The organism is Rossellomorea aquimaris (genome assembly GCF_000935355.1).
GTDB classification, from domain to species: Bacteria; Bacillota; Bacilli; order Bacillales; family Bacillaceae_B; genus Rossellomorea; species Rossellomorea aquimaris_B.
The window spans coordinates 891617-915745 of sequence record NZ_JXZC01000001.1 but is presented as its reverse complement, the minus strand read 5'-3'; the positions used below and the strand labels follow the sequence as shown (position 1 = coordinate 915745).

Below are 24129 nucleotides of genomic sequence, written 5' to 3'. Positions count from 1 at the left end.
TAAAGGTAACTGGATGAAGTTTCAAAAGGAGGGTAGAGATTGACCTTATATCTGGATGTCATCTGGTTGTTGAATCTGTTAGTAGACTTTTTCTTATTATGGTTAACTGGGATCATCTTAAAGAGACAATATGCCCTATGGAGAATTGGAATAGGCGGTTTGATAGGTTCGATCATTATTCTCCTTGCCTTTTCACCTTATGCGCATCTTGCAGGAAACCCTCTTATGAAATTGTTGTGTTCAATCATCATGGTATACACAGCATTTGGGTATAGAAGATTGCGCTATTACTTGTCAAACCTGCTTATGTTTTATTTTGTTACTTTTTTTACCGGTGGGATTTTAATTGGAACTCATTATTTTATAAGTTTTGACCCTAGTGCAGAATCATCCATGCTACTCGCGAGTATCCGTGGATTTGGAGATCCGATAAGTTGGGTATTTGTTATGCTCGCCCTGCCTCTTGCCTGGTATTTTTCTAAGGGGAGAGTAGATAGTATTGAGCATGTGAAGATACAGTATGACCAGCTTCTGAAAGTAAGCGTAAAAATAGAAGATTTTCATTGTACCGTAAACGGCCTTGTAGATAGTGGGAATCAACTTCAAGACCCCATATCCAAAAGCCCGGTCATGATCCTGTCAATAGCTGAAATAGAGGGGGAAATTCCAAGTGAAGTGATGGCACTTTGCCACGATGTTGATGACATTTTCTCTGGTGAAAAATCTATTGATCCACGCTGGTCTGACCGGATGAGAATTGTTCCCGCCCAATCAGTGGGAAGAAAAAGTCAACTTCTTGCCGCTATAAAGCCTGATTCTCTCATAATGAAGGATCATGAATCAGAATGGACGATCCCAAATGGGCTGATTGCCTTCAGAGAGGATCCGCTATCAGCAGACGGTAATTTTCAGGCGATCGTTCATCCGAAAATGGCTTCTCGAAAGCCGGTACTTAACGTTTCTTAAATCAATTATTACTACTATACTCACAATTTAAAGAAATAGAAGGGGGAGCAACAATGAAAAAATTCAAATTTAAATTTTTATACTATTGGTACAAACTGTTAATCAAACTAGGGCTGAAGACAGATGAAATTTACTACATAGGTGGTAGTGAAGCACTTCCCCCTCCATTGACGAAAGAGGAGGAAGAAGTACTACTTAATAAATTGCCCAATGGAGACAAGGCGGCACGTTCACTATTGATTGAACGCAATTTAAGGCTAGTCGTATACATTGCTCGAAAGTTTGAAAATACCGGGATTAATATTGAAGACTTAATCAGTATCGGGACGATTGGTTTGATTAAAGCGGTAAACACATTCAATCCAGAGAAAAAAATCAAATTAGCTACGTATGCTTCCAGATGTATTGAAAATGAGATCCTTATGTACTTAAGAAGAAACAATAAAATCCGATCTGAAGTTTCGTTCGATGAGCCCCTCAACATTGATTGGGATGGAAATGAATTACTGTTATCAGATGTACTCGGTACAGATGAAGACATTATAACAAAAGATCTTGAAGCAACCGTAGATAAAAAATTACTCTTTAACGCCCTTCATCAGCTTTCTGATCGCGAGAAACAAATTATGGAGCTCCGGTTTGGCTTAATGGGAGAAGAAGAAAAGACCCAGAAGGATGTAGCGGATATGCTTGGCATCTCCCAGTCCTATATCTCTCGATTGGAAAAGAGGATTATTAAGCGTCTAAAGAAGGAATTTAATAAAATGGTATAAATGAGTCAAAGCTGACCTTTTCGATCGAGAAGGTCAGCTTTTTTTGCATTATAAGAATTTAAAAATTTTTTATGACGAATTTACCCAGATAACTTAAGGGATTTGGAAAGTGTGAACCATTACTTGGCAGAATGAAATGCATATTTTTCCTCTTCAAGGAAATACTGAATTTTGTACAGCAGCTCCTACAAGGAGGGGAAAGAATGACACGTAATAAAGTCGAGATTTGTGGTGTAGATACTTCCAAATTACCAGTTCTCAAAAATGATGAAATGAGAATACTATTCAAGCAAATGCAAGCGGGCGACATTACCGCAAGAGAAAAACTTGTAAATGGGAATTTGCGCCTCGTCTTAAGTGTAATTCAACGCTTTAATAATCGTGGTGAATATGTTGATGATTTATTTCAAGTAGGGTGTATCGGGTTAATGAAATCAATTGATAACTTTGACTTAGGTCAGAACGTTCGATTCTCTACATACGCGGTTCCGATGATTATTGGAGAAATCCGTCGATATTTACGAGACAATAACCCTATAAGAGTATCCCGTTCACTACGAGATATTGCGTACAAAGCTCTGCAAGTAAGAGAAAGATTAATGGGTGAAACATCCAGGGAACCGACTGCTGAAGAAATAGCTAAAGTACTTGATGTATCTCATGAAGAAATTGTATTTGCGTTAGATGCCATCCAAGATCCTGTTTCGCTATTTGAACCCATTTATAACGATGGTGGAGATCCAATCTTTGTAATGGACCAACTGAGCGACGAAAAGAACCGTGATTTCCATTGGATTGAAGAGATTGCTCTTCAAGAAGGGATGAGGCGATTAAATGATCGTGAAAAACTCATTATCAGTAAACGCTTCTTTCAAGGGAAAACTCAAATGGAAGTCGCTGATGAAATCGGCATATCTCAGGCGCAAGTATCACGTCTGGAAAAAGCAGCAATCAAACAAATGAACAAAAATATTCAATAAGAAAGAAAAGCGGAAGGGCTTTGCCCAGAGGCGACAAGCATAAGGCGAACCATCCGGAAAGGCGCACTTTGCCTTTTTGGATGGTTCGACTTATGACCTCGAGCCTCTAAGCCCTGTAGCTGGACAAAGAAAAGCGGAGGCGGCTCGTTCAGCCCCGACAAGTACAACAGGAAAACCCCAAAAGGCGCTTTTTGCCTTATGGGGTTTTCCTGTTGTGACCTCGAGGGGCTAGCCGCCGTAGCTGACCAAAGAAAAGAAAGGCAGAACTCCTTCGGGAAGGTCTGCCTTTTCTTTTGCTGCATACACTAGTTATAACTACTTAAATTAGGAGAATCAACAGTCTTTGACACTATAGTACACAATGAAAAACAATAAGAAGTGAGGGTGAAAACAGATGGTGCGTATATCTGAGTTTCAGGTGAAAGATGTCGTGAGTATTTCAGACGGACGTAAGTTAGGGAATATAGGGGATATAGAAATTAACCTGGATACCGGAAAAATTGAAGCCATTGTCATCGGAGGTGGAGGGAAGATATTGGGATTCTTCGGTAAAGAGGAAGATATTGTGATTCCTTGGAGCAGCATTGTGAAAATCGGGGAGGATGTTATTCTGGTACGATATAAAGAAAATCATTATATTCAAGGGCAGCTTCAGGAACCGAAACAATCCCCCGATACATGACGAATCTTCAAAGTCTATGGTACACTAAATAAAAACGAAGGAGATTTAACGTGTCGAAGGAGCCTTTTAAAAGAGAAACAGAATCTTATTATTCTATAGAGAAATGGACGAAAGAAAATCCAAGGCTAGTTGCAGGGATCACGACAAAATGGGGGGGTGTCAGTACCGGACCATTTCACTCTTTCAATATGGGATTGCACGTGGGTGACGATGAATCCTCGGTGATTCATAATCGTCAATTACTTGCTTCAAGTTTATTCATGCCCGTACGATCATGGGTAGCTGCTGAACAAACACATGGAAATAACATCCACACAGTAGGGAAAGTAGACAAGGGTAAAGGTGCAGAGTATTATCATACCAGCATTAAAGATACTGATGGCTTTATTACATGGAATCAGAATATTCTATTAACGATGTGTTATGCGGATTGTGTTCCACTTTATTTCCTCGACAAAGAATCGGGTGCAATCGGATTGGCTCATGCCGGATGGAAGGGGACTGTTTTACAAATCGGGCCTAAAATGGTCGATGCATTCATGGAGCAAGGGGCCTCCAAGTCTTCTCTGGAGGTTGTGATCGGGCCATCCATATGTAAAAATTGCTATGTAGTTGATGACCATGTGATTGATAAAGTGAAAAAAACACTAGAAGATGAAAACAACTTACCCTATAATTTAAAGGAAGAGGGACAGTATTACCTCGATTTAAAGAAGTTGAATGAACGGCTTTTAGTACAAACCGGTTTAAATGCTGAACAAATCCACACTTCTAGTTATTGTTCATCCTGTCACAATGAGTTTTTCTCTTACAGAAGAGATGGTGGGAAAACAGGAAGAATCATGAGCTTTATTGGCTGGAAGGAGATAAAAGATGAAGGTATCTGAAAAATTCAAAATCATCCAAGAAAATATTGAAAATGCTTGTAAGAACAGTGGAAGAAACCCTGAAGACGTACATGTTGTAGCAGTCACCAAATATGTTTCCATTGAGAGAGCCGAAGAAGCGGTTGAAGCCGGGCTCATTCACTTAGGGGAAAACCGTGACGATGGATTACTTTCCAAGTGGGAAGTTCTACAGGGCAAACCCCAGTGGCATTTTATTGGATCTCTTCAAACTAGAAAAGTAAAAAACATCATTGATAAAGTATCATACATACATTCTCTGGATCGTCGGTCATTAGCCAAAGAAATTCATAAAAGAGCGGACAAGCCTGTTTCTTGTTTTGTTCAAGTGAATGTTTCGGGAGAAGACTCTAAACATGGGTTATCCCCTCAAGAAGTAAAAGAATTTATTGGGAGTTTAAAAGACTTCACAAATATTAAAGTCGTAGGATTAATGACGATGGCTCCACATACGGATGATGAACCATACTTACGGACTTGTTTCAGACAGTTGAAAGCAATCCAGGAAGAAATCAAGGCATTAAACCTTCCATACGCCCCTTGTAAAGAATTATCAATGGGGATGAGCAATGATTACATGATTGCTATCGAAGAAGGGGCTACATTTATTCGTATTGGAACTGCATTAGTTGGAAATGACTGAAAGGGGATGAATACAAATGGGTATCAAGTCGAAATTTAAGACGTTCTTTTTGCTGGATGAAGATGAGTATGATTATGAAGAAGAAAAGTTTGAAGAAGAATACGAGGAGAAGAAGCCCATGAAGTCGCAGCTTTCAAATACGAAACAAAATGTTGTAAGTCTTCAAAGTGTCCAAAAGTCATCGAAGATGATTCTTGTTGAACCAAGAGTATATGCCGAGGCTCAAGAGATTGCTGATCATTTGAAAAATCGACGCTCTGTCCTGGTCAATTTACAACGAATTCAGCATGATCAAGCGAAACGCATTGTCGATTTCTTAAGTGGAACAGTTTACGCTATTGGTGGCGACATTCAGCGTGTTGGAGATAATATTTTTCTTTGTACGCCTGATAATGTTGAAGTAAGCGGAAATATTTCAGAGTTCTTAAAAGAAGAAGACCTATCAGATTCGAGGTGGTAATGTAAATTATGGTGTTGCTTTATGAAATTTTATCGAACCTTATTCAAATATACTCTTGGGCTTTAATCATTTATATATTAATGTCCTGGTTTCCAAATGCAAGGGAGACGGCGATCGGGCAGTTCTTAGCAAGAATATGCGAACCGTATTTAGAACCGTTTAGACGTTTTGTTCCTTCAATCGGGATGATTGATATTTCACCAATCGTGGCATTTATTGTGTTGAACTTAGCACAATCAGGGCTATACCAATTATTTAGATGGCTTATTTAATTAAAAACAGGCGATCATATATCTTAAAAGAGCTGAAACGTATTGAAAAGTTTCAGTTTTTTTATTTTGGGTGAATCACAGAGGAGGTGTGCGTGTGTCTTCAATTTATCAACATTTCAGACCGGATGAAAAAGAGTTTGTGGATGCTGTACTGGAATGGAAACTGGCAGTGGAAAATCAATATTCTGCTAAACGAACAGACTTTTTGGATCCGAGGCAACAGTATATTGTCGAGTCGATCATAGGAAATAACGACGAAATTCTCCTCTCATTCTATCCTGAGAATACAGAAAGGAAGAGAGCGTTATTGTATCCTTCTTATTTTCAGCCTGAAGAAGAAGATTTTGGAATTAGGCTATTTGAAATACAGTACCCGTCTAAGTTTGTTACAATAGAACATAGACAGGTATTAGGGACTCTTATGTCATTAGGCTTGAGACGTGAAAAATTCGGTGATATTTTAGCAGAGGATGATACCATTCAACTCATGCTTGCAGATGAGATTTCTGAATACGTTCGAATGGAACTCACACAGATAGGGAAGGCAAAGATATCCTTGAAGGATATTCCTTTGAAGGATCGAATCGTGAGTAAGGAAGAATGGCTGGAAAAAGTGACTACTGTAAGTTCCCTGCGGTTAGATGTCGTTCTTGCAGCAGTTTATAATGATTCCCGTCAAAAAGCTCAAAGCTTAATAAAGAGTAATCATGTAAAAGTCAATTGGAAAACGGTCGAAAACGCCTCTTTTGAAGTAGAAGCTGGCGATGTACTTTCAGCAAGAGGGTACGGAAGAAGTAAGTTATTGTCCATTGAAGGAAGGACTAAACGGGAGAAATGGAGAATTTCTGTCGGAATACTGAAATAATTTACGAAAAATAAAGGAATTCTCCCACATACTGTCGAAATTTTAGTTATAATAAATATGTAATTCACCAAGTACTGGAGGTGGCTCCCATGCCTTTAACGCCATTAGACATACATAATAAAGAATTTAGTCGTGGCTTTCGTGGTTATGATGAGGATGAGGTTAATGAATTTTTAGATCAAATTATTAAAGATTATGAAATTCTTATCCGTGAGAAGAAAGAAACGGAAGAACGTTTAAACTCCTTGAATGAACGTTTAGGTCATTTTACAAGCATCGAGGAAACATTAAACAAGTCAATCGTCATTGCTCAAGAAGCAGGGGAAGAAGTTAAGAGAAATGCAATGAAAGAATCAAAGCTGATCATTAAGGAAGCCGAGAAGAATGCTGATCGCATCGTGAACGAATCATTATCTAAAGCCCGTAAGATTGCCATTGAAATCGAAGAGCTCAAGAAGCAGTCAAAGGTGTTCCGGACACGTTTCAAAATGTTAATCGAAGCTCAGCTTGATTTACTTGACACAAATGACTGGGATCAATTAATGGAATTCGATTTGGACGCAACAGACTTAAAAACTTTAAAAGAAGAAGAGACATTGTCTTGACGAAAAGCGCAATATTTTCATATAATTGAACAACAATGTAAATTGTCATAATGAATGCTAAGACAGGGACAGTACGTTTCTTATAATATTTCCTTTCTAGCGAGTCGGGGGCGGTGGAAGCCCGACAAGGAACAAAGGTACGGAAGATCACCCTCGAGCTCTATTCATGAATTTCACTATCTGGAGAGTAATGAATAGCGTCTTGTTCACGTTACGAATCAATACAAGTGAAGATCGATTTCGATCTTTATGAGGGTGGTACCGCGGGAAAAGCTTTCTCGTCCCTTTCCAGGGATGAGGAAGCTTTTTTTTGTTTGCTAAAGGGATTGCCTGATTAAGATTCACGGGATATAGAAAAGATGGCAATTAAGAGAAACGTTTAGGAGGAAGATTTCATGGAGTATAAAGATACATTATTGATGCCGAAGACGGAATTTCCGATGAGAGGAAATTTACCGAAACGCGAACCGGATACACAGAAGAAATGGGAAGACATGAATATTTATCAAAAAGTGCAGGAGAGAACGAGTGATCGTCCATTATTCGTTCTTCACGATGGACCTCCATACGCAAATGGAAATATTCATATGGGTCATGCTCTAAATAAAATCCTTAAAGACTTTATCGTCCGCTATAAATCCATGAGCGGATTCCATGCTCCGTATGTTCCGGGCTGGGATACTCATGGTTTACCGATTGAACAGGCTTTAACAAATAAAGGTGTCAAGCGTAAAGAAATGACCATTGCTGAGTTCCGTAAATTGTGTGAGGAATATGCATATGAACAGGTTGACAATCAACGTACTCAGTTCAAACAATTGGGGGTGCGCGGGGATTGGGATAATCCATATATTACATTAAAGCCTGAATATGAAGCTCAACAGATTAAAGTGTTCGGTGACATGGCGAAGAAAGGCTATATCTACAAGGGTAAAAAGCCAGTGTACTGGTCTCCTTCAAGTGAATCAGCCTTAGCAGAAGCAGAGATCGAGTATCAGGATAAGCGTTCTCCTTCCATCTACGTTGGTTTCGCCGTTACAGAAGGAAAGGGAGTTCTTGAAGAAGGGACTCAATTAGTCATCTGGACGACAACACCTTGGACGATTCCTGCCAACCTGGGAATTGCCGTGCACGAAGATCTAAGTTATGTCGTTGTAAATGTGAAAGAAAGCAGCTATGTTGTTGCTGAAGATTTATTAGAAGAAGTAGCGAAGAATCTGGAATGGGAAGATTACTCTGTGTCCAAAAAGGTTAAAGGGGCGGAGCTTGAGCATATCTTGGCAAAACATCCATTATATGATCGGGATTCACTTGTTGTCCTTGGGGAACATGTCACTACTGATTCTGGTACTGGATGTGTTCATACCGCACCTGGACACGGGGAAGATGACTTCTTAGTAGGAAAGAAATACGGCTTGGATGTGTTATGTCCGGTAGACGACAAAGGAGTCATGACATCAGAAGCACCTGGATTTGAAGGCTTGTTTTACGATAAAGCCAATAAACCTATTACAGAAAAGTTACAGGAAACAGGAGCATTATTAAAGCTTAACTTTATTACTCACTCCTATCCACATGATTGGCGTACGAAAAAACCTGTTATCTTTAGAGCGACAGCCCAATGGTTTGCGTCAATTGATAAATTCCGTAAAGAGCTGCTTGAAGCTGTCAATGAAACGAAATGGGTTCCTGCTTGGGGGGAAACACGCCTTTACAATATGGTCAGAGACCGTGGAGACTGGTGTATTTCAAGACAACGTGCATGGGGAGTGCCAATCCCGGTATTTTATGCTGAAAATGGCCAGGAAATCATTACTGATGAAACAATCGACCATGTATCGAAGCTCTTCCGTGAACATGGATCAAACATCTGGTTTGAAAAAGAAGCGAAAGATCTTCTACCTGAAGGATTCACTCATGAAGGAAGTCCCAATGGGAAGTTCACGAAAGAACAGGATATCATGGATGTCTGGTTTGATTCAGGTTCCTCACATCAGGCGGTACTTGAAGAAAGAGATGACCTGAAGCGTCCTGCAGACCTTTATTTAGAGGGATCTGACCAATATCGCGGATGGTTTAACTCTTCCTTGACTACAAGTGTAGCAGTGACGGGTAAAGCACCATATAAAGGTGTGTTAAGTCATGGATTTGCCCTTGATGGGGACGGAAGAAAAATGAGTAAATCATTAGGGAATGTAGTCGTTCCTGAAAAAGTGATGAAGCAGCTTGGAGCCGATATCCTTCGCCTTTGGGTTGCATCGGTTGATTATCAAGCGGATGTCCGAGTATCAGATCCGATCTTGAAGCAAGTGGCTGAAGTGTATCGTAAAATCCGTAATACGTACCGTTTCTTATTAGGGAACCTATCTGACTTTGATCCAAGCAGCAATGCGGTATCCTTCGATCAATTAAGAGAAGTGGACCAATTCATGCTTGTGAAGCTGAATGATCTTGTGAAAAACGTGAGAAATGCTTACGATAAATATGAGTTTGCAAGCATCTATCACGCAGTTAACAATTTCTGTACATTGGATTTGAGTTCCTTCTATTTAGATTTTGCGAAGGATGTTCTTTATATCGAGTCGGAAGATCATTACGAGCGTCGAGCTATCCAAACTGTATTATATGAATGCTTGGTTTCTCTTACGAAATTAATGTCTCCAATCCTTTCACACACAGCTGATGAGGTATGGGCGTATATCCCGGGAGTAGAGGGAGAAAGTGTTCAACTAACAGATATGCCTGAAGTGCAGGAGTTAAAAAATTCTGATCAGCTGAAGAAAAAATGGAATGCATTCCTCGAGTTAAGAGATGATGTTTTAAAGGCTCTTGAAGAAGCGCGCAATCAGAAGATGATTGGTAAATCTTTAACGGCTAAAGTGACTCTTTACGTGAATGATGAAACAAAAGCTTTACTCGGTTCCATTAAGGAAGACTTAAAACAATTGTTCATCGTGTCCGCCTTTGAAATCGGTGGGGCAGTGAACGAAGCACCAAATCATGCATTAAGTCTTGGTGAAAACAATATTGTCGTGGAAAAAGCAGAAGGTGAAACATGTGACCGCTGCTGGGTTGTCACCCCTACTGTCGGCGAGGACAAAGATCATCCTACTCTATGTACAAGATGTGCATCAGTAGTGAAAGAAAGTTATTCTCACTTGGCATAAATGAAAAAGCTGACTCACACTCGATGTGAGTCAGCTTTTTTTCGTCCAACCAGCTTTTCTAATTCCAGAATTGCTATATCTTGCAACACAATTTTCAGGTCTGTTTCCCCCATACTATAAATGGAGGGATCAAAGATGACATATGACCGATATACATCCATTGTTCAAGAACTGACTACATCCTTGAAAGAGCTGGAGGCAAGTCAATCTCAACATCCTTTAATTCAGCAGTATATTGATGAAGAAATTACAGAAGTGAAACAAGCGTTAGATCGATTCAGAGTGAATCAATACGGCTTTTGTGAAATGAGCGGAGAAGAAATTCCATTTGATTTCATAAGGATGAACCCAACATGCACTTCTATGGATGATGCATTGGAATGGAGAAGGTTTGGAAAAATCTCATCTTATTCCTAAGGCCCGCTAAACAGGTTTTCATCGTTCTCCTTAGTTTAAGTGTCTTTATTCTCCCTTTTATGCTAAAATGCAAAGGTAATCATTTAACGATGTTCGGAGGTTACCTTTGTGTATTATTATTTATTGGCTTTGGTTGTGATTGGACTGGATCAATTAACGAAATGGTTGGTTGTGAAACGAATGACAGAAGGGGAGAGTATAAAGATCATTGACAATGTCTTATATCTTACTTCTCACCGAAATCAAGGTGCAGCATGGGGAATACTTCAAGGCCAGATGTGGTTTTTTTACATTATTACAGTAGTAGTGATCGTAGGTATCGTGTATTATATGCAAGTCCATGCAAAAGGGCATTCTTTATTCAGTTTAAGTTTAGCCTTCATGCTTGGTGGAGCTATCGGAAACTTTATTGACCGCGTCTTTCGGAAAGAAGTGGTTGATTTCTTAAATACATACATCTTTTCCTATGATTTTCCGATATTTAATATTGCCGATGCAGCATTAACCATTGGAGTGGCATTGTTACTAATTTACATGTATTTAGATGAACGAAAAGCGAAGAAGGAGAACAAAAATGGAAGTAATTCAGCACAACATACAGCAGGAAGACCAGGGAGAACGAATTGATAAAGTCGTTAGTCAGTTGAACAAGGAATGGTCCCGTTCACAGGTTCAACAATGGATAAAGGAAGGGCATATTCAAGTGAATGGCGAAGCAGTCAAGCCCAATTTTAAATGTCCTTTTGATGCAGTCATCACGGTTTCAATCCCTGAACCGGAAGAATTGGATGTGGAGCCGGAAAATCTTAGCCTTGACATTGCGTATGAAGATGGGGATGTCATCGTAGTGAATAAGCCGAAAGGGATGGTCGTTCACCCTGCACCTGGGCATTATTCAGGGACGATGGTGAATGGTTTGATGTATCATTGTAAAGATCTATCAGGCATTAATGGAGTTCTAAGACCGGGAATTGTCCACCGTATAGATAAGGACACTTCCGGCCTACTGATGGTGGCGAAAAATGATATGGCTCACGAGCATTTGGTGAATCAGCTTGTAGAAAAGTCCGTAACAAGAAAGTATACAGCCATTGTACATGGCCTTATTCCCCATGAATACGGCACCGTTGATGCTCCGATCGGAAGAGACCCTAAAGATCGTCAAAGTATGGCTGTGGTGGATAACGGCAAACAAGCAGTCACTCACTTCAGAGTGCTGGATCGTTATAAAGATTTTACATTAGTTGAATGTGAATTGGAAACGGGAAGAACGCATCAAATCCGTGTTCATATGAAGTATATCGGTTTCCCGCTTGCCGGGGACCCAAAGTATGGCCCAAGAAAAACACTGAGCATAGAAGGACAAGCCCTTCACGCAGGGGTGTTAGGATTTGTTCATCCGAGAACAGAAGAGTATATGGAATTTCAGGCGGAGTTACCTCCAGAATTCACTAAACTAGTGAAGCATCTTGAAAATAATCGTTGACAAATTCCGACTCTACCTTTATGATTTAGTTAATTGAATAAGTAACCTTTAATACGGTCCCGTGAGGCTGAGAAGGAGCATGTACGACCAATTCGTTTTGGCGTGCAATCAGATTACAACGATAAGTGTGCCCTCTCATCCCTACGGTGAGAGGGATTTTTTATTTTAAAGAAACGAGGTGGCGAAAGTGACAAAGAAAGCAACGGTATTGGATCAACCCGCCATTCGAAGAGCACTGACAAGGATAGCTCATGAAATCATTGAGCGCAACAAAGGAATTGAAGATTGTGTCCTTGTTGGAATCAAAACCAGAGGCATATACATCGCTAACCGATTAGCGGAGCGAATTCATGATATTGAAGGTGAAAAGATTCCCGTAGGGGAAATTGACATCACCTTATATCGAGATGACTTAACAAAGAAAACAGAAGATCATGAACCCGAGGTGAAAGGTTCTGACCTGCCTGTGGATATTACCAACAAGAAAGTTATCCTGGTAGACGATGTGTTATTTACAGGGAGAACGGTCCGGGCAGGCTTGGACGCATTAATGGATCTTGGGAGACCAAGTCAGATCCAACTTGCAGTATTGGTCGATCGTGGACATAGAGAATTACCGATACGAGCAGACTTTGTCGGGAAAAACATCCCTACATCAAGCTCCGAAAAAATTATGGTTGCCTTAACAGAGGTCGATCAGGAAGATATCGTCGCAATACACGAAAAAGAATAACGGAAAGTCCTTTTAAGAGTGGTCCCGTGAGGCTGACAAAGGATGGGAATGAAGGTAGAAATAGGCCTTCTTGTACCCTCTTTGTGCCCTCTTTTGGACAAAGAGGGTTTTTTATTGGGAAATTTGGGTATTAGAGGAGGAAATATAAATGAGTCAAAATCAACAAATTGTATTAGATGTAGAAGAAGTGCCGAAGTTAGGAAAATGGATCACTTTAAGCATACAGCATTTATTCGCCATGTTTGGGGCAACGGTGTTAGTTCCATTCCTGGTAGGGTTAAGCCCGGGGGTTGCCCTGATTTCAAGTGGACTGGGAACGCTTGCTTACCTTTTCATTACAAGGGGAAGAATTCCTGCTTACTTAGGATCATCCTTTGCATTCATCGCGCCTATCTTAGCTGCAAAGAGCTTTGGAGGACCGGAGGCTGCCATGATGGGAAGCTTTCTCGCCGGGATTGTTTACGGAGTCGTTGCATTACTGATATCAAAACTGGGTTTGAAATGGCTGGTGAGGATTCTTCCTCCGATTGTTGTAGGACCTGTGATTATGGTCATCGGATTAGGCCTCGCAGGAACGGCGGTAAATATGGCCATGTATGAAAACCCTGGAGCAGAAGAATTGGTTTACAGCAACACACACTTTATGGTGGCCCTTGCGACTCTGGCCATCACCGTGATTTGCTCGATTTACTTCAAAGGGTTTCTCGGAATGGTACCGATTTTAGCCGGAATCATTGGTGGATATGTCATCGCGGTTTTTGCAGGGTTAGTGAATTTCCAACAGGTAATCGATGCACCGCTCTTTCAAATGCCGGATTTCTTCATCCCATTTGTTGACTACGAGCCAAGCTTCTCTTGGGAGATTGTCTCCATCATGGTACCAGTTGCCCTTGTAACCTTGGCAGAGCATACGGGAGACCAAATGGTTCTGAGTAAAGTGGTAGGAAGAAACTTCATTGAGAAACCAGGTCTTCACCGCTCCATTCTTGGGGATGGGGTAGCAACTGTGATTGCATCCTTCCTCGGTGGACCACCTAATACAACGTATGGGGAAAACATTGGAGTATTAGCCATAACACGCGTGTTCAGCGTATTCGTAATCGGAGGAGCCGCAGTGCTTGCCATCATGTTCGGATTTGTCGGTAAGATAACAGCCTTGATCGGATCGATTCCATCAGCCGTCATGGGCGGAGTATCCATCCTTCTGTTCGGAATCATCGCTTCAAGCGGACTGCGCATGCTGATTGATAACAAAGTGGACTTAGGAAACAAGAGAAACCTGGTGATTTCCTCAGTGATCCTGGTGATCGGGGTAGGAGGAGCCTTTGTAAAGGTCAACGAGCAGGTATCCTTATCCGGAATGGCTCTGGCAGCGATTGTCGGTGTGTTCCTTAACCTTGTCTTACCAGGCAGAACAGAAAGCGAAGGGGAAAACAACTTATTCGAGGAAGAAAATGCTAAGCATGAAGTTGCATAGAAACACCTTTTAATATGGTCCAGAGAGTCTAAGAAGGGTGAAGTTGAACAAGACAGGCACGTGGGATTTTTCGCACTGTCCCTGTTGGCATGTTCAAAACACCCTGTCAGAAAATTGGCAGGGTGTTTTTTTGAAAGAAGAGAAGAAAGGGTTGTCCCATGATGAAGAACTTGTTGACAATGAATGATTTATCAAAAGAGGAAATCATTGAAATATTAGATGAAGCTGAACGCTTTAAAGATGGAGAAACGTGGAAGGAAGGCTCCAATAAATATGTAGCCAACCTTTTCTTCGAAGCAAGTACGCGGACGAAATGCAGTTTTGAAATGGCGGAAAGGAAGCTTGGGCTCGAGGTAATCCCATTTGAAGCACAGACCTCAAGTGTTCAAAAGGGAGAAAGCTTATATGACACGGTGAAAACATTAGAAAGCATCGGTGTCGAAACCGTCGTCATCCGGCACTCCCTTGAAAGATATTTCGATGAACTTGCACCACTTAACATAAGCGTCATCAACGGAGGCGATGGATGTGGCAATCATCCTACCCAATGCCTTTTGGACCTGCTGACCATTCGTCAGGAATTTGGAGGCTTTGAAGGACTGAAGGTATCGATCATTGGAGACATTGCTCATAGCCGGGTGGCACGATCCAATGCAGAAGCGTTAACGAAGCTTGGAGCAGAAGTGATGTTCTCCGGGCCAAAGGAATGGTTCCCATCACAGGATCGACATCAATATATGCCTATAGATGAATGTATAACAGATTCCGATGTCGTCATGTTACTGAGAATTCAACACGAACGACACGATAGTACATCAAGCTTAACGAAAGAAGAGTACCATGAAAGCTTTGGTTTAACGGAAAGTCGAAAAGGAAGAATGAAACCAACCGGTATCATTCTTCATCCGGCACCGGTCAACCGTGGAGTTGAAATTGCAGATTCATTGGTGGAATGTGATCAATCAAGAATCTTTAAGCAGATGGAAAATGGAGTATACGTCAGAATGGCTGTGTTAAAGAGAGCACTTGAAATCAACTAACTAGGGGGAATTTGAAATGAAATGGTTAATCCGAAATGCACGTATTCTAGCAAAGAATGGTGACCTTGAGATAGTGGATGTGAAGGTGGAGAATCAGAAAATCATCGAGATGGGAACGGACCTCAAATGTACCGACCACCAGGAATTTCAAGCAGATGGGTTATTGATTTCCCCAGGATTTGTTGATCTTCATGTCCATTTAAGGGAACCGGGGGGCGAACACAAAGAAACAATTGAAACGGGAACAAAGGCTGCTGCAAAGGGTGGTTTCACGACCATCGCTGCAATGCCCAATACAAGACCCGTACCTGACTCAGTAGAAAATCTGCAAGCCCTTAACCAAAAGATCTCCGAAACAGCCAGTGTTCGCGTGTTACCCTATGCCGCCATCACAGAGAGACAAGTTGGGAAAACGCTTAATGACTTACCTTCCTTAAACGAAAATGGGGCATTTGCATTCACGGATGACGGGGTAGGGGTGCAATCGGCAGACATGATGTTTGAAGCCATGAAGAAGGCAGCCGGCATCAATGCATCCATTGTGGCCCACTGTGAAGAGAATACCCTGATATATGGAGGAGCGGTCCATGATGGAACATTCTCCAAAGAGTATAACCTGAAAGGGATACCTTCCATCTGTGAAGCCGTACATATATCCCGGGATGTGCTGCTTGCAGAAGCGGCAGGCGTACATTATCACGTATGTCATATTTCAACAAAAGAGTCAGTGAGAGTGGTTCGTGATGCTAAAAGGGCAGGGATCAATGTGACTGCTGAAGTGACACCACACCATCTTCTCCTGTGTGAAGAAGATATTCCAGGCCTTGATACGAATTTCAAAATGAACCCGCCGCTTAGAAGCAAAGAAGATCGGGAAGCGTTAATAGAAGGATTGCTGGATGGCACCATCGACTTTATCGCAACGGATCATGCACCTCATACGGAAGCGGAGAAGTCTGAAGGGATGCAGCTTGCTCCTTTCGGAATTGTAGGATTGGAAACAGCCTTTCCGTTACTCTACACACACTTTGTAGAAAAAGGGATCTTCACATTGAAGCAGCTAATTGACTGGATGACGATTAAACCAAGCTCAGCCTTTAAACTTCCGTTTGGACTACTAGAAGTAGGAGGAGAAGCTGACTTTACGCTTATAGATTTAAATGAACAAAAAGTGATTGACCCAGCTGAATTTCTGTCAAAAGGAAAAAATACTCCATTTAAAGGATGGGAGTGTAAAGGCTTTCCGAAAGCTACTTTTTATCAGGGATCTCTTGTATGGAATGAAGGAGGAAACAAACAATGAAAAGACAACTCATTTTAGACGATGGAACAGTATTTGTAGGAGAAGGATTTGGAGCGAATAAAGAAACGATTGGGGAAGTGGTCTTCAATACAAGTATGACAGGATATCAGGAAATTCTATCTGATCCATCATACTGTGGACAGCTTGTCACTTTGACTTATCCCCTCGTAGGGAACTATGGAATCAACCGCGACGATTTCGAGTCCATCACACCTGCTATCAAAGCGTTCATTGTGAGAGAGGTTGCAGATTTTCCTTCTAACTGGAGAAATGAATCAACATTGGATGAATTATTAAAAATAAAAGGTATTCCAGGAATTTCGGATATCGATACCAGAAAGTTAACAAGAATCATTAGACAGCATGGAGCAATGAAAGGCATTATTTGTTCAGCTGAATTAGATCCAAAAGAAATGATTGAGAAATTGAAAGATACAGCTCTAAGAACAGATCAAGTCATGCAGGTTTCGACCAAAACAGCTTATGCCAGTCCAGGTAGGGGATATCGTGTCGTGTTAATGGACTTTGGGATGAAACACGGAATTCTTAGAGAATTAAACAAGCGTGATTGTGACGTGATTGTGGTTCCTTACAATACGTCAGCTGAAGAGATCCGTCGCTTACAGCCTGACGGTATCATGCTTTCAAATGGACCGGGAGATCCGAAAGATGTGCCGGAAGCCATTGAGACCATTAAAGAGCTACTGGGGGAAATTCCACTCTTCGGAATTTGTTTGGGGCATCAATTGTTTGCTCTGGCATGTGGGGGAGACTCCTTCAAAATGAAATTCGGTCACCGCGGAGGCAACCATCCGGTAAAAGATTTGACAACTGGAAAAGTGGCACTGACGTCCCAGAACCATGGCTATGCTGTAGATGAAAAATCATTGGCAGGATCAAGGCTTCAAGTTACTCACATGGCCATCAATGATGGAACAGTAGAAGGATTAAAGCATTTAGACTTCCCGGCCTTTACGGTTCAGTATCACCCGGAAGCATCTCCTGGACCTGAGGATTCAAATTACTTATTCGATGATTTCTTACAACTTATGAAAGACGAGAAAAGAAAGGAGCTTCAACATGCCTAAACGTACAGACATCAAAAGCATCTTAGTTATCGGAAGTGGACCAATCATCATAGGACAGGCGGCAGAATTCGATTATGCAGGAACTCAAGCGTGTATCGCCTTAAAAGAGGAAGGCTACCGGGTTATTCTAGTAAACTCAAACCCGGCTACAATCATGACCGACGCTGAAATGGCAGATAAAGTGTATATCGAACCACTGACACTGGAGTTTGTCAGCAGGATCATCCGTAAAGAACGTCCGGATGCCCTACTTCCTACATTAGGTGGACAAACGGGTTTGAACCTGGCTGTTGAACTTGCTAAATCGGGGGTTTTAGAAGAATGCGAAGTTGAAATTCTCGGAACGAAGCTTTCTGCGATCGAGAAAGCGGAAGACCGTGACTTGTTCAGAAATTTGATGAATGAAATGGGAGAGCCGGTTCCGGAAAGTGAAATCATTCATTCCTTAGATGAAGCTTATCAATTTGTGAATGAAATCGGCTATCCAGTCATCGTCCGTCCTGCCTATACATTGGGTGGAACCGGTGGTGGAATCTGTCACAACGAAGAAGAATTGGTCGAGATCGTAAGCTCAGGATTGAAATATAGTCCTGTAACCCAGTGTCTCTTGGAGAAAAGTATTGCGGGCTTCAAAGAAATAGAATATGAGGTTATGAGAGACGCAGCCGATAACGCCATCGTGGTGTGTAATATGGAGAATATCGACCCGGTTGGAATTCATACGGGAGATTCAATTGTTGTAGCGCCAAGTCAAACCTTAAGTGACCGTGAGTATCAAATGCTGCGGAATACAAGTTTAAATATCATCCGTGAGTTAGGAATAGAAGGAGGCTGTAACGTACAGCTTGCCCTGGACCCTGACAGCTTCCAGTATTACATCATTGAGGTGAATCCTAGGGTGAGCAGATCATCTGCCCTTGCATCAAAAGCGACGGGATACCCGATTGCGAAGCTTGCAGCAAAAATTGCAGTAGGACTGACCCTGGATGAAATGATGAATCCTGTAACAGGTAAAACATATGCATCATTCGAACCTGCACTGGACTATGTGGTGACAAAAATCCCAAGGTGGCCGTTTGATAAATTTGAAGCTGCCAAGCGTAACCTGGGTACGCAAATGAAAGCAACCGGTGAAGTAATGGCGATTGGCCGAACGTTTGAAGAGTCACTTCTTAAAGCGATTCGTTCACTCGAAAGCAATACGTATCATATGGAGTTAAGTGATGCTGAGCAATTTACAGACGAGTGGATCGAGAAGAGAATTAAGAAAGCAGGAGATGAACGACTCTTCTATATCGGGGAAGCACTTAGAAGAGGAGTGACGATTGAAACCATTCACGAATGGAGCAAAATCGATCTTTTCTTCCTGTATAAGATGAATAGAATTGTAGATTTCGAAAAGGAATTGACCTTGCATCCCTTCAATCTTGACATGGCTCAAAAAGCAAAGAGAATGGGCTTCTCAGACATCACCATTGCCAAGCTATGGAATTGTACAGAAGCAGAATTGTATAGCTGGAGAAAAGAAAATCATTTAACACCTGTATATAAAATGGTAGATACTTGTGCGGCTGAGTTTGAATCAGAAACTCCATACTTCTATGGAACATATGAGGATGAGAATGAGTCCAGGGTCACATCAAGGGAGAGTGTCATCGTTCTTGGGTCAGGACCGATCAGGATCGGTCAGGGAGTTGAATTTGATTACGCGACCGTTCACTCTGTCTGGGCCATTAAAGAAGCGGGTTATGAAGCGATCATCGTAAACAACAATCCAGAAACGGTTTCGACAGACTTCAGCATCTCGGATAAATTATATTTTGAACCTCTTACGGTAGAAGATGTGATGCACATCATTGATCTTGAGAAGCCTAAGGGAGTTGTCGTACAGTTTGGCGGGCAAACCGCGATCAATCTTGCAGATGAGCTGGTTAGAAGGGGAGTCAAGATTCTCGGTACATCCCTTGAAGATTTAGATCGTGCAGAAAACAGGGATAAATTCGAACATACTCTGAACGAACTTGGCATTCCTCAACCTGAAGGGAAAACAGCGGTATCTGTAGAAGGAGCCATATCCATTGCTGAAAGCATCGGATACCCGGTGCTGGTCAGACCGTCTTACGTCCTTGGTGGAAGAGCAATGGAAATTGTTTACCGGGAAGAAGAGCTTCTTCAATACATGAAGAATGCAGTGAAAGTGAATCCGCAGCATCCGGTTTTAATCGACCGTTACCTGATCGGAAAGGAAATTGAAGTGGATGCGATTTCTGACGGAGTGGACGTAGTCGTCCCTGGAATCATGGAGCATATCGAACGGGCTGGAGTTCACTCTGGGGATTCCATCGCGGTTTATCCTCCACAGCAGCTCACACAAGAACAGAAACAAACCATTGTGGATTATACTACGAGACTAGCTAAAGGCTTAAACATTGTTGGGTTACTGAATATCCAATATGTCATCTCGAAAGGCGAAGTATTTGTTCTGGAAGTGAATCCACGCTCCAGCCGTACAGTGCCATTCATCAGCAAGATCACGAATGTACCGATGGCTAATATCGCAACCAAGTCCATACTTGGGATCTCCCTGAAGGATCAAGGATATGAATCAGGTTTAATACCTGAAAAGCATGGTGTCTATGTGAAGGTCCCTGTTTTCTCCTTTGCCAAGCTAAGAAGGGTCGACATTACGCTGGGACCAGAAATGAAATCGACGGGAGAAGTAATGGGGAAGGATCTCACATTAGAAAAAGCCCTCTACAAAGGAATGGTTGCAGCAGGGATGCAAATGAAAGAATATGGCTCTGTACTCATGACTGTAGCAGATAAAGACAAAGACGAAGCAGTTCTTCTTGCTCAACGCTTTATCGATATCGGGTATCAAATCCTAGCAACCAAAGGTACGGCTGAGCATCTGACGAAAGCAAACATTGCCGTACGCGAGGTGGATAAGATCGGATCCACCGGACCAACCCTGCTGGACATCATCCAAAGTGGAGAAACACAGCTTGTCATCAATACCTTGACTAAAGGAAAACAACCTGCCCGTGACGGATTTAGAATTCGTAGAGAATCTGTAGAGAACGGCATTCCATGTCTTACATCTCTTGACACTGCAGAAGCCATCCTGAGAGTGATTGAATCCATGACATTCTCTGCTGAGGCTCTTCCATCACAACCGAAGACAAGAGAGGCGGTTTTTCAATGATCGTAAATGAAAAGATGGTTGTGCTTTCTCATGAAAGAATCGCGGAAAACATCTTTGAATTAGTTCTACAAGGGGAATTGGTGAGGGAGATCAAGGCTCCTGGACAATTTGTCCATATTAAAGTGGGTACAGGAATGGACCCTTTACTTAGAAGGCCGATTTCAATCGCCTCTCACAACCCTGAAAACCTCACGATGACATTGATCTACCGTGCTGAAGGGAAGGGAACCGTTATCCTTTCAGAGGTGAAAAGAAGTGATACAGTCGACGTTTTAGGACCTCTTGGAAATGGGTTCACAGTCGAAGACGGAAGTAAGACCGCACTGTTAGTAGGTGGAGGAATTGGAGTTCCTCCCCTCTACGGTCTTTCTAAAAAGCTGGTTCAAAATGGTTGGACAGTAAAACATATCCTCGGGTTTCAAAATGAATCCGTGAGCTTTTATGAAGACAGATTCAGGGAATTGGGTGAAACCTTTGTCGCCACAGTGGATGGAAGCCTTGGAACTGCCGGGTTTGTAACAGATGTAATACAAGATAAAGGACCGGTCTTTGATGTGTTTTATTCCTGTGGTCCGACACCGATGCTAAAAGCACTTCAAGCCCAATTAGAGGATAAAAGCGGGTTTATCTCTTTAGAAGAACGAATGGGCTGTGGAATAGGTGCATGCTTTGCATGTGTTTGTCATACTCAGGATGATCCTGAAGGGTCAAGCTACGTTAAGGTTTGCAGTGATGGACCTGTATTTCCAGTAGGGGAGGTGCTTTTATGAAATCCTTACAAATCGAATTACCCGGATTATCATTAAGAAACCCGGTCATGCCAGCATCAGGATGCTTTGGCTTTGGTCGCGAATATAGTCAATTCTATGATTTAAGCGAGCTTGGAGCAATTATGATCAAAGCGACCACGGAAGAAGCGCGCTTTGGAAATCCGACTCCCCGGGTTGCAGAGACGAATGCCGGTATGCTGAACGCGATTGGTTTACAAAATCCAGGACTAACCGGTGTGATGGAAAAGGAACTTCCTTGGCTTTCTCAGTATGATGTTCCCATCATCGCTAATGTGGCGGGTTCTCAAGTTGAGGATTACGTGGAGGTGGCAAGAGTCATCTCAACCGCCGAAAATGTAAAAGCCCTTGAATTGAATATCTCCTGCCCAAATGTAAAAACAGGGGGAATAGCCTTTGGGACCATCCCCGAAGTGGCAAAAGAATTGACCGAGAGAGTAAAAGAAGTATCACAGGTCCCGCTTTATGTTAAGTTATCACCGAATGTCTCCAATATTGTCGAAATGGCCAAGGCTGTTGAAGCAGGAGGAGCCGACGGACTGACGATGATCAATACACTCCTCGGGATGAGACTGGATATGAAGACAGGTAAGCCTATCCTGGCAAATAAGACAGGGGGGTTATCGGGCCCCGCCATTAAACCGGTTGCGATTCGTATGATATATGAAGTAAGTCAACAGGTTGATCTTCCGATTATCGGAATGGGGGGCATACAAACGGCTGAAGATGTGATTGAATACTTCTACGCAGGGGCAAGCGCCATAGCTGTAGGTACAGCAAACTTCGTGGATCCATTCGTGTGTCAGCGTATCATCAAAGATTTACCGCCATTACTGGCTGAACTGGGAGTGGAGCATATATCAGAGTTGACCGGAAGGAGCTGGGGGAAGCATGAATCAAAAGCCGTTTATAGCCCTTGATTTTCCAACGTGGGAGAAGACATCAATCTTTTTAGATCATTTCTCAGAAAGTTTAAATGTAAAAGTCGGCATGGAGCTATACCTTCAAAATGGACCGATTATCATCGAAAAGATATTAAATAAAAATCATCGAATTTTCCTGGATTTAAAGCTTCATGATATTCCCAATACAGTTTACGGTGCCATGAAGGGACTTGCCGGGTTAGACCTTGACTTGATCAATGTGCATGCTGCGGGCGGCAGTGTGATGATGGAAAAGGCGTTGGAAGGTTTACAAGCCGGCACACCCGCCAATCATTCACCGGCAAAACTGATAGCCGTCACTCAGTTAACTTCAACGACAGAAGAACAAATGCAGAGGGAACAATTAATACCTAAAACGATCAATGAGTCTGTCTTACATTATGCCACTCTTGCAAAGGAGGCAGGGCTCGATGGTGTGGTATGTTCTCCTCACGAATCCTCTCTTATAAAAGAGTACTGCGGAGAAGACTTTATTCGGGTGACTCCGGGGATCAGGTTGACAAATGATCAAAAAGGAGATCAAAAAAGAGTCACCACACCACGTATGGCAAGAGAAATGGGATCTTCTTTCATTGTTGTAGGGAGAAGTATTACAGGAGCAAGCAACCCGGTTGAAGCTTATGAACGAATCGTACAAGAATGGGAGGGCCTTGAATGAAACAAGAAATCGCCAAAAAACTATTAGACATCGAAGCTGTATTTTTAAACCCGTCAGAGCCTTTTACATGGTCATCCGGGATCAAGTCCCCGATCTATTGTGATAATCGACTGACCTTATCTTATCCTACAGTACGGGATGAAATCTCTACGGGTCTTGTTGAGATTATCAAAGAGAAATTCCCTCATGTCGAAGTCATTGCGGGGACTGCAACAGCTGGAATTCCACATGCTGCATGGGTGAGTGAAAAACTAAACCTTCCAATGTGTTACGTCAGGTCAAAAGCAAAGGCTCACGGAAAAGGGAAGCAGATTGAAGGGAAAGCTGCGCCGGGACAAAAAGTAGTTGTGGTTGAAGACCTCATCTCAACGGGAGGAAGCTGCATTACAGCTGTGAACGCCTTGAGAGAAGCGGGCTGTGACGTATTAGGAGTAGTCGCGATTTTCACATACGAACTGGAGAAAGGGAAAAGGATGTTTGATGAGCAAGATATTGAAGCCTATGCCCTATCCGATTATTCAAGCTTATTGGATGCAGCGGTCCAAAATGAGATTATTCGTGAAGATGAGTTAGAACAGTTAAAGCTTTGGAGAGAAGACCCAGAGAATTGGGGAATGTAAGGGGAAAGCAACTCGTTGGTGAGTTGCTTTTTAATTTTTGCGGGGTAGGGAA

The 24129-nt window shown here is 42.1% G+C and carries 24 protein-coding genes and 1 other annotated feature; all 24 genes read left to right on the top strand.

What is annotated here, in order from left to right:
* The first annotated feature begins 39 nt into the window (after positions 1 to 39).
* The 24 genes from spoIIGA to pyrE all read left to right on the top strand — a co-directional run bounded on the left by spoIIGA (position 40) and on the right by pyrE (position 24077).
* On the top strand, positions 40 to 966 hold the full coding sequence (spoIIGA, locus tag TV75_RS04605) for a sigma-E processing peptidase SpoIIGA (RefSeq protein ID WP_044337470.1): 927 nt from the start codon (positions 40 to 42) through the stop codon (positions 964 to 966).
* A 53-nt stretch (positions 967 to 1019) separates the two neighbouring features.
* The gene (gene sigE / locus TV75_RS04600; protein ID WP_044337469.1) at positions 1020 to 1739 is read left to right on the top strand and encodes an RNA polymerase sporulation sigma factor SigE; all 720 of its coding nucleotides are present in this window, start codon (positions 1020 to 1022) and stop codon (positions 1737 to 1739) included.
* 203 nt (positions 1740 to 1942) lie between these two features.
* Positions 1943 to 2719, top strand: coding sequence for an RNA polymerase sporulation sigma factor SigG (gene sigG / locus TV75_RS04595; RefSeq protein ID WP_044337468.1), 777 nt, complete (start codon positions 1943 to 1945; stop codon positions 2717 to 2719).
* Between the two features lie 394 nt (positions 2720 to 3113).
* A complete protein-coding gene (locus TV75_RS04590; protein WP_044337467.1) occupies positions 3114 to 3401 on the top strand; it encodes a YlmC/YmxH family sporulation protein in 288 nt (95 codons plus the stop codon).
* Between the two features lie 50 nt (positions 3402 to 3451).
* Positions 3452 to 4288 (top strand): peptidoglycan editing factor PgeF, encoded by an 837-nt coding sequence (pgeF, locus tag TV75_RS04585; protein ID WP_044337466.1) that lies wholly within the window; start codon positions 3452 to 3454, stop codon positions 4286 to 4288.
* Positions 4275 to 4949 (top strand): YggS family pyridoxal phosphate-dependent enzyme, encoded by a 675-nt coding sequence (locus TV75_RS04580; RefSeq protein ID WP_044337465.1) that lies wholly within the window; start codon positions 4275 to 4277, stop codon positions 4947 to 4949. Before pgeF ends, TV75_RS04580 begins: the two co-directional genes overlap by 14 nt.
* Positions 4950 to 4965: 16 nt before the next feature.
* Positions 4966 to 5409, top strand: coding sequence for a cell division protein SepF (locus tag TV75_RS04575; RefSeq protein ID WP_044337464.1), 444 nt, complete (start codon positions 4966 to 4968; stop codon positions 5407 to 5409).
* An 8-nt stretch (positions 5410 to 5417) separates the two neighbouring features.
* Positions 5418 to 5681, top strand: a complete 264-nt coding sequence (locus tag TV75_RS04570; RefSeq protein ID WP_044337463.1) for a YggT family protein — start codon at positions 5418 to 5420, stop codon at positions 5679 to 5681.
* Between the two features lie 94 nt (positions 5682 to 5775).
* Positions 5776 to 6546 (top strand): RNA-binding protein, encoded by a 771-nt coding sequence (locus TV75_RS04565; RefSeq protein WP_044337462.1) that lies wholly within the window; start codon positions 5776 to 5778, stop codon positions 6544 to 6546.
* An 89-nt stretch (positions 6547 to 6635) separates the two neighbouring features.
* Positions 6636 to 7151, top strand: coding sequence for a DivIVA domain-containing protein (locus TV75_RS04560; protein ID WP_034755815.1), 516 nt, complete (start codon positions 6636 to 6638; stop codon positions 7149 to 7151).
* A 50-nt stretch (positions 7152 to 7201) separates the two neighbouring features.
* Positions 7202 to 7440, top strand: a binding site (T-box leader).
* Positions 7441 to 7546: 106 nt separating this feature from the next.
* Complete coding sequence (gene ileS / locus TV75_RS04555) at positions 7547 to 10318, top strand: isoleucine--tRNA ligase (protein ID WP_044337461.1); 2772 nt, start codon at positions 7547 to 7549, stop codon at positions 10316 to 10318.
* A 135-nt stretch (positions 10319 to 10453) separates the two neighbouring features.
* Positions 10454 to 10735 (top strand): hypothetical protein, encoded by a 282-nt coding sequence (locus TV75_RS04550; RefSeq protein ID WP_044337460.1) that lies wholly within the window; start codon positions 10454 to 10456, stop codon positions 10733 to 10735.
* Between the two features lie 108 nt (positions 10736 to 10843).
* Positions 10844 to 11362, top strand: coding sequence for a signal peptidase II (gene lspA, locus TV75_RS04545; RefSeq protein ID WP_044337459.1), 519 nt, complete (start codon positions 10844 to 10846; stop codon positions 11360 to 11362).
* A complete protein-coding gene (locus TV75_RS04540) occupies positions 11310 to 12221 on the top strand; it encodes an RluA family pseudouridine synthase (RefSeq protein WP_044337458.1) in 912 nt (303 codons plus the stop codon). The genes lspA and TV75_RS04540 overlap by 53 nt, the downstream gene beginning before the upstream one ends.
* Before the next feature lie 187 nt (positions 12222 to 12408).
* Positions 12409 to 12954, top strand: coding sequence for a bifunctional pyr operon transcriptional regulator/uracil phosphoribosyltransferase PyrR (pyrR, locus tag TV75_RS04535; RefSeq protein WP_044337457.1), 546 nt, complete (start codon positions 12409 to 12411; stop codon positions 12952 to 12954).
* A 148-nt stretch (positions 12955 to 13102) separates the two neighbouring features.
* The gene (locus tag TV75_RS04530; RefSeq protein WP_044337456.1) at positions 13103 to 14431 is read left to right on the top strand and encodes a solute carrier family 23 protein; all 1329 of its coding nucleotides are present in this window, start codon (positions 13103 to 13105) and stop codon (positions 14429 to 14431) included.
* A gap of 161 nt (positions 14432 to 14592) precedes the next feature.
* Positions 14593 to 15471: an aspartate carbamoyltransferase catalytic subunit gene (locus TV75_RS04525; protein WP_044338010.1), complete on the top strand. Its 879-nt coding sequence runs from the start codon at positions 14593 to 14595 to the stop codon at positions 15469 to 15471.
* Between the two features lie 16 nt (positions 15472 to 15487).
* Complete coding sequence (locus tag TV75_RS04520) at positions 15488 to 16774, top strand: dihydroorotase (RefSeq protein WP_044337455.1); 1287 nt, start codon at positions 15488 to 15490, stop codon at positions 16772 to 16774.
* Complete coding sequence (locus TV75_RS04515; RefSeq protein ID WP_156142314.1) at positions 16771 to 17862, top strand: carbamoyl phosphate synthase small subunit; 1092 nt, start codon at positions 16771 to 16773, stop codon at positions 17860 to 17862. Before TV75_RS04520 ends, TV75_RS04515 begins: the two co-directional genes overlap by 4 nt.
* A complete protein-coding gene (gene carB / locus TV75_RS04510; RefSeq protein WP_044337454.1) occupies positions 17855 to 21067 on the top strand; it encodes a carbamoyl-phosphate synthase large subunit in 3213 nt (1070 codons plus the stop codon). Before TV75_RS04515 ends, carB begins: the two co-directional genes overlap by 8 nt.
* Complete coding sequence (locus TV75_RS04505; RefSeq protein ID WP_044337453.1) at positions 21064 to 21837, top strand: dihydroorotate dehydrogenase electron transfer subunit; 774 nt, start codon at positions 21064 to 21066, stop codon at positions 21835 to 21837. The genes carB and TV75_RS04505 overlap by 4 nt, the downstream gene beginning before the upstream one ends.
* Positions 21834 to 22775: a dihydroorotate dehydrogenase gene (locus tag TV75_RS04500; protein WP_044337452.1), complete on the top strand. Its 942-nt coding sequence runs from the start codon at positions 21834 to 21836 to the stop codon at positions 22773 to 22775. Before TV75_RS04505 ends, TV75_RS04500 begins: the two co-directional genes overlap by 4 nt.
* A complete protein-coding gene (pyrF, locus tag TV75_RS04495; protein ID WP_044337451.1) occupies positions 22747 to 23457 on the top strand; it encodes an orotidine-5'-phosphate decarboxylase in 711 nt (236 codons plus the stop codon). Before TV75_RS04500 ends, pyrF begins: the two co-directional genes overlap by 29 nt.
* Positions 23454 to 24077 (top strand): orotate phosphoribosyltransferase, encoded by a 624-nt coding sequence (gene pyrE, locus TV75_RS04490; protein ID WP_044337450.1) that lies wholly within the window; start codon positions 23454 to 23456, stop codon positions 24075 to 24077. The genes pyrF and pyrE overlap by 4 nt, the downstream gene beginning before the upstream one ends.
* The last annotated feature ends 52 nt before the right edge of the window (positions 24078 to 24129 follow it).

Excerpts from the sequence above, each read along its gene's own strand:
- TV75_RS04550 (WP_044337460.1), top strand. The coding sequence starts at position 10,454 with ATGACATATGACCGATATACATCCATTGTTCAAGAACTGACTACATCC.
- pyrF (WP_044337451.1), top strand. The coding sequence starts at position 22,747 with ATGAATCAAAAGCCGTTTATAGCCCTTGATTTTCCAACGTGGGAGAAG.
- sigG (WP_044337468.1), top strand. The coding sequence starts at position 1,943 with ATGACACGTAATAAAGTCGAGATTTGTGGTGTAGATACTTCCAAATTA.
- ileS (WP_044337461.1), top strand. The coding sequence starts at position 7,547 with ATGGAGTATAAAGATACATTATTGATGCCGAAGACGGAATTTCCGATG.
- pyrE (WP_044337450.1), top strand. The coding sequence starts at position 23,454 with ATGAAACAAGAAATCGCCAAAAAACTATTAGACATCGAAGCTGTATTT.
- TV75_RS04500 (WP_044337452.1), top strand. The coding sequence starts at position 21,834 with ATGAAATCCTTACAAATCGAATTACCCGGATTATCATTAAGAAACCCG.
- TV75_RS04515 (WP_156142314.1), top strand. The coding sequence starts at position 16,771 with ATGAAAAGACAACTCATTTTAGACGATGGAACAGTATTTGTAGGAGAA.
- TV75_RS04590 (WP_044337467.1), top strand. The coding sequence starts at position 3,114 with ATGGTGCGTATATCTGAGTTTCAGGTGAAAGATGTCGTGAGTATTTCA.
- carB (WP_044337454.1), top strand. The coding sequence starts at position 17,855 with ATGCCTAAACGTACAGACATCAAAAGCATCTTAGTTATCGGAAGTGGA.
- TV75_RS04520 (WP_044337455.1), top strand. The coding sequence starts at position 15,488 with ATGAAATGGTTAATCCGAAATGCACGTATTCTAGCAAAGAATGGTGAC.
- TV75_RS04560 (WP_034755815.1), top strand. The coding sequence starts at position 6,636 with ATGCCTTTAACGCCATTAGACATACATAATAAAGAATTTAGTCGTGGC.
- TV75_RS04580 (WP_044337465.1), top strand. The coding sequence starts at position 4,275 with ATGAAGGTATCTGAAAAATTCAAAATCATCCAAGAAAATATTGAAAAT.
- TV75_RS04570 (WP_044337463.1), top strand. The coding sequence starts at position 5,418 with ATGGTGTTGCTTTATGAAATTTTATCGAACCTTATTCAAATATACTCT.
- TV75_RS04540 (WP_044337458.1), top strand. The coding sequence starts at position 11,310 with ATGGAAGTAATTCAGCACAACATACAGCAGGAAGACCAGGGAGAACGA.
- sigE (WP_044337469.1), top strand. The coding sequence starts at position 1,020 with ATGAAAAAATTCAAATTTAAATTTTTATACTATTGGTACAAACTGTTA.
- TV75_RS04505 (WP_044337453.1), top strand. The coding sequence starts at position 21,064 with ATGATCGTAAATGAAAAGATGGTTGTGCTTTCTCATGAAAGAATCGCG.
- TV75_RS04575 (WP_044337464.1), top strand. The coding sequence starts at position 4,966 with ATGGGTATCAAGTCGAAATTTAAGACGTTCTTTTTGCTGGATGAAGAT.
- TV75_RS04530 (WP_044337456.1), top strand. The coding sequence starts at position 13,103 with ATGAGTCAAAATCAACAAATTGTATTAGATGTAGAAGAAGTGCCGAAG.
- TV75_RS04525 (WP_044338010.1), top strand. The coding sequence starts at position 14,593 with ATGAAGAACTTGTTGACAATGAATGATTTATCAAAAGAGGAAATCATT.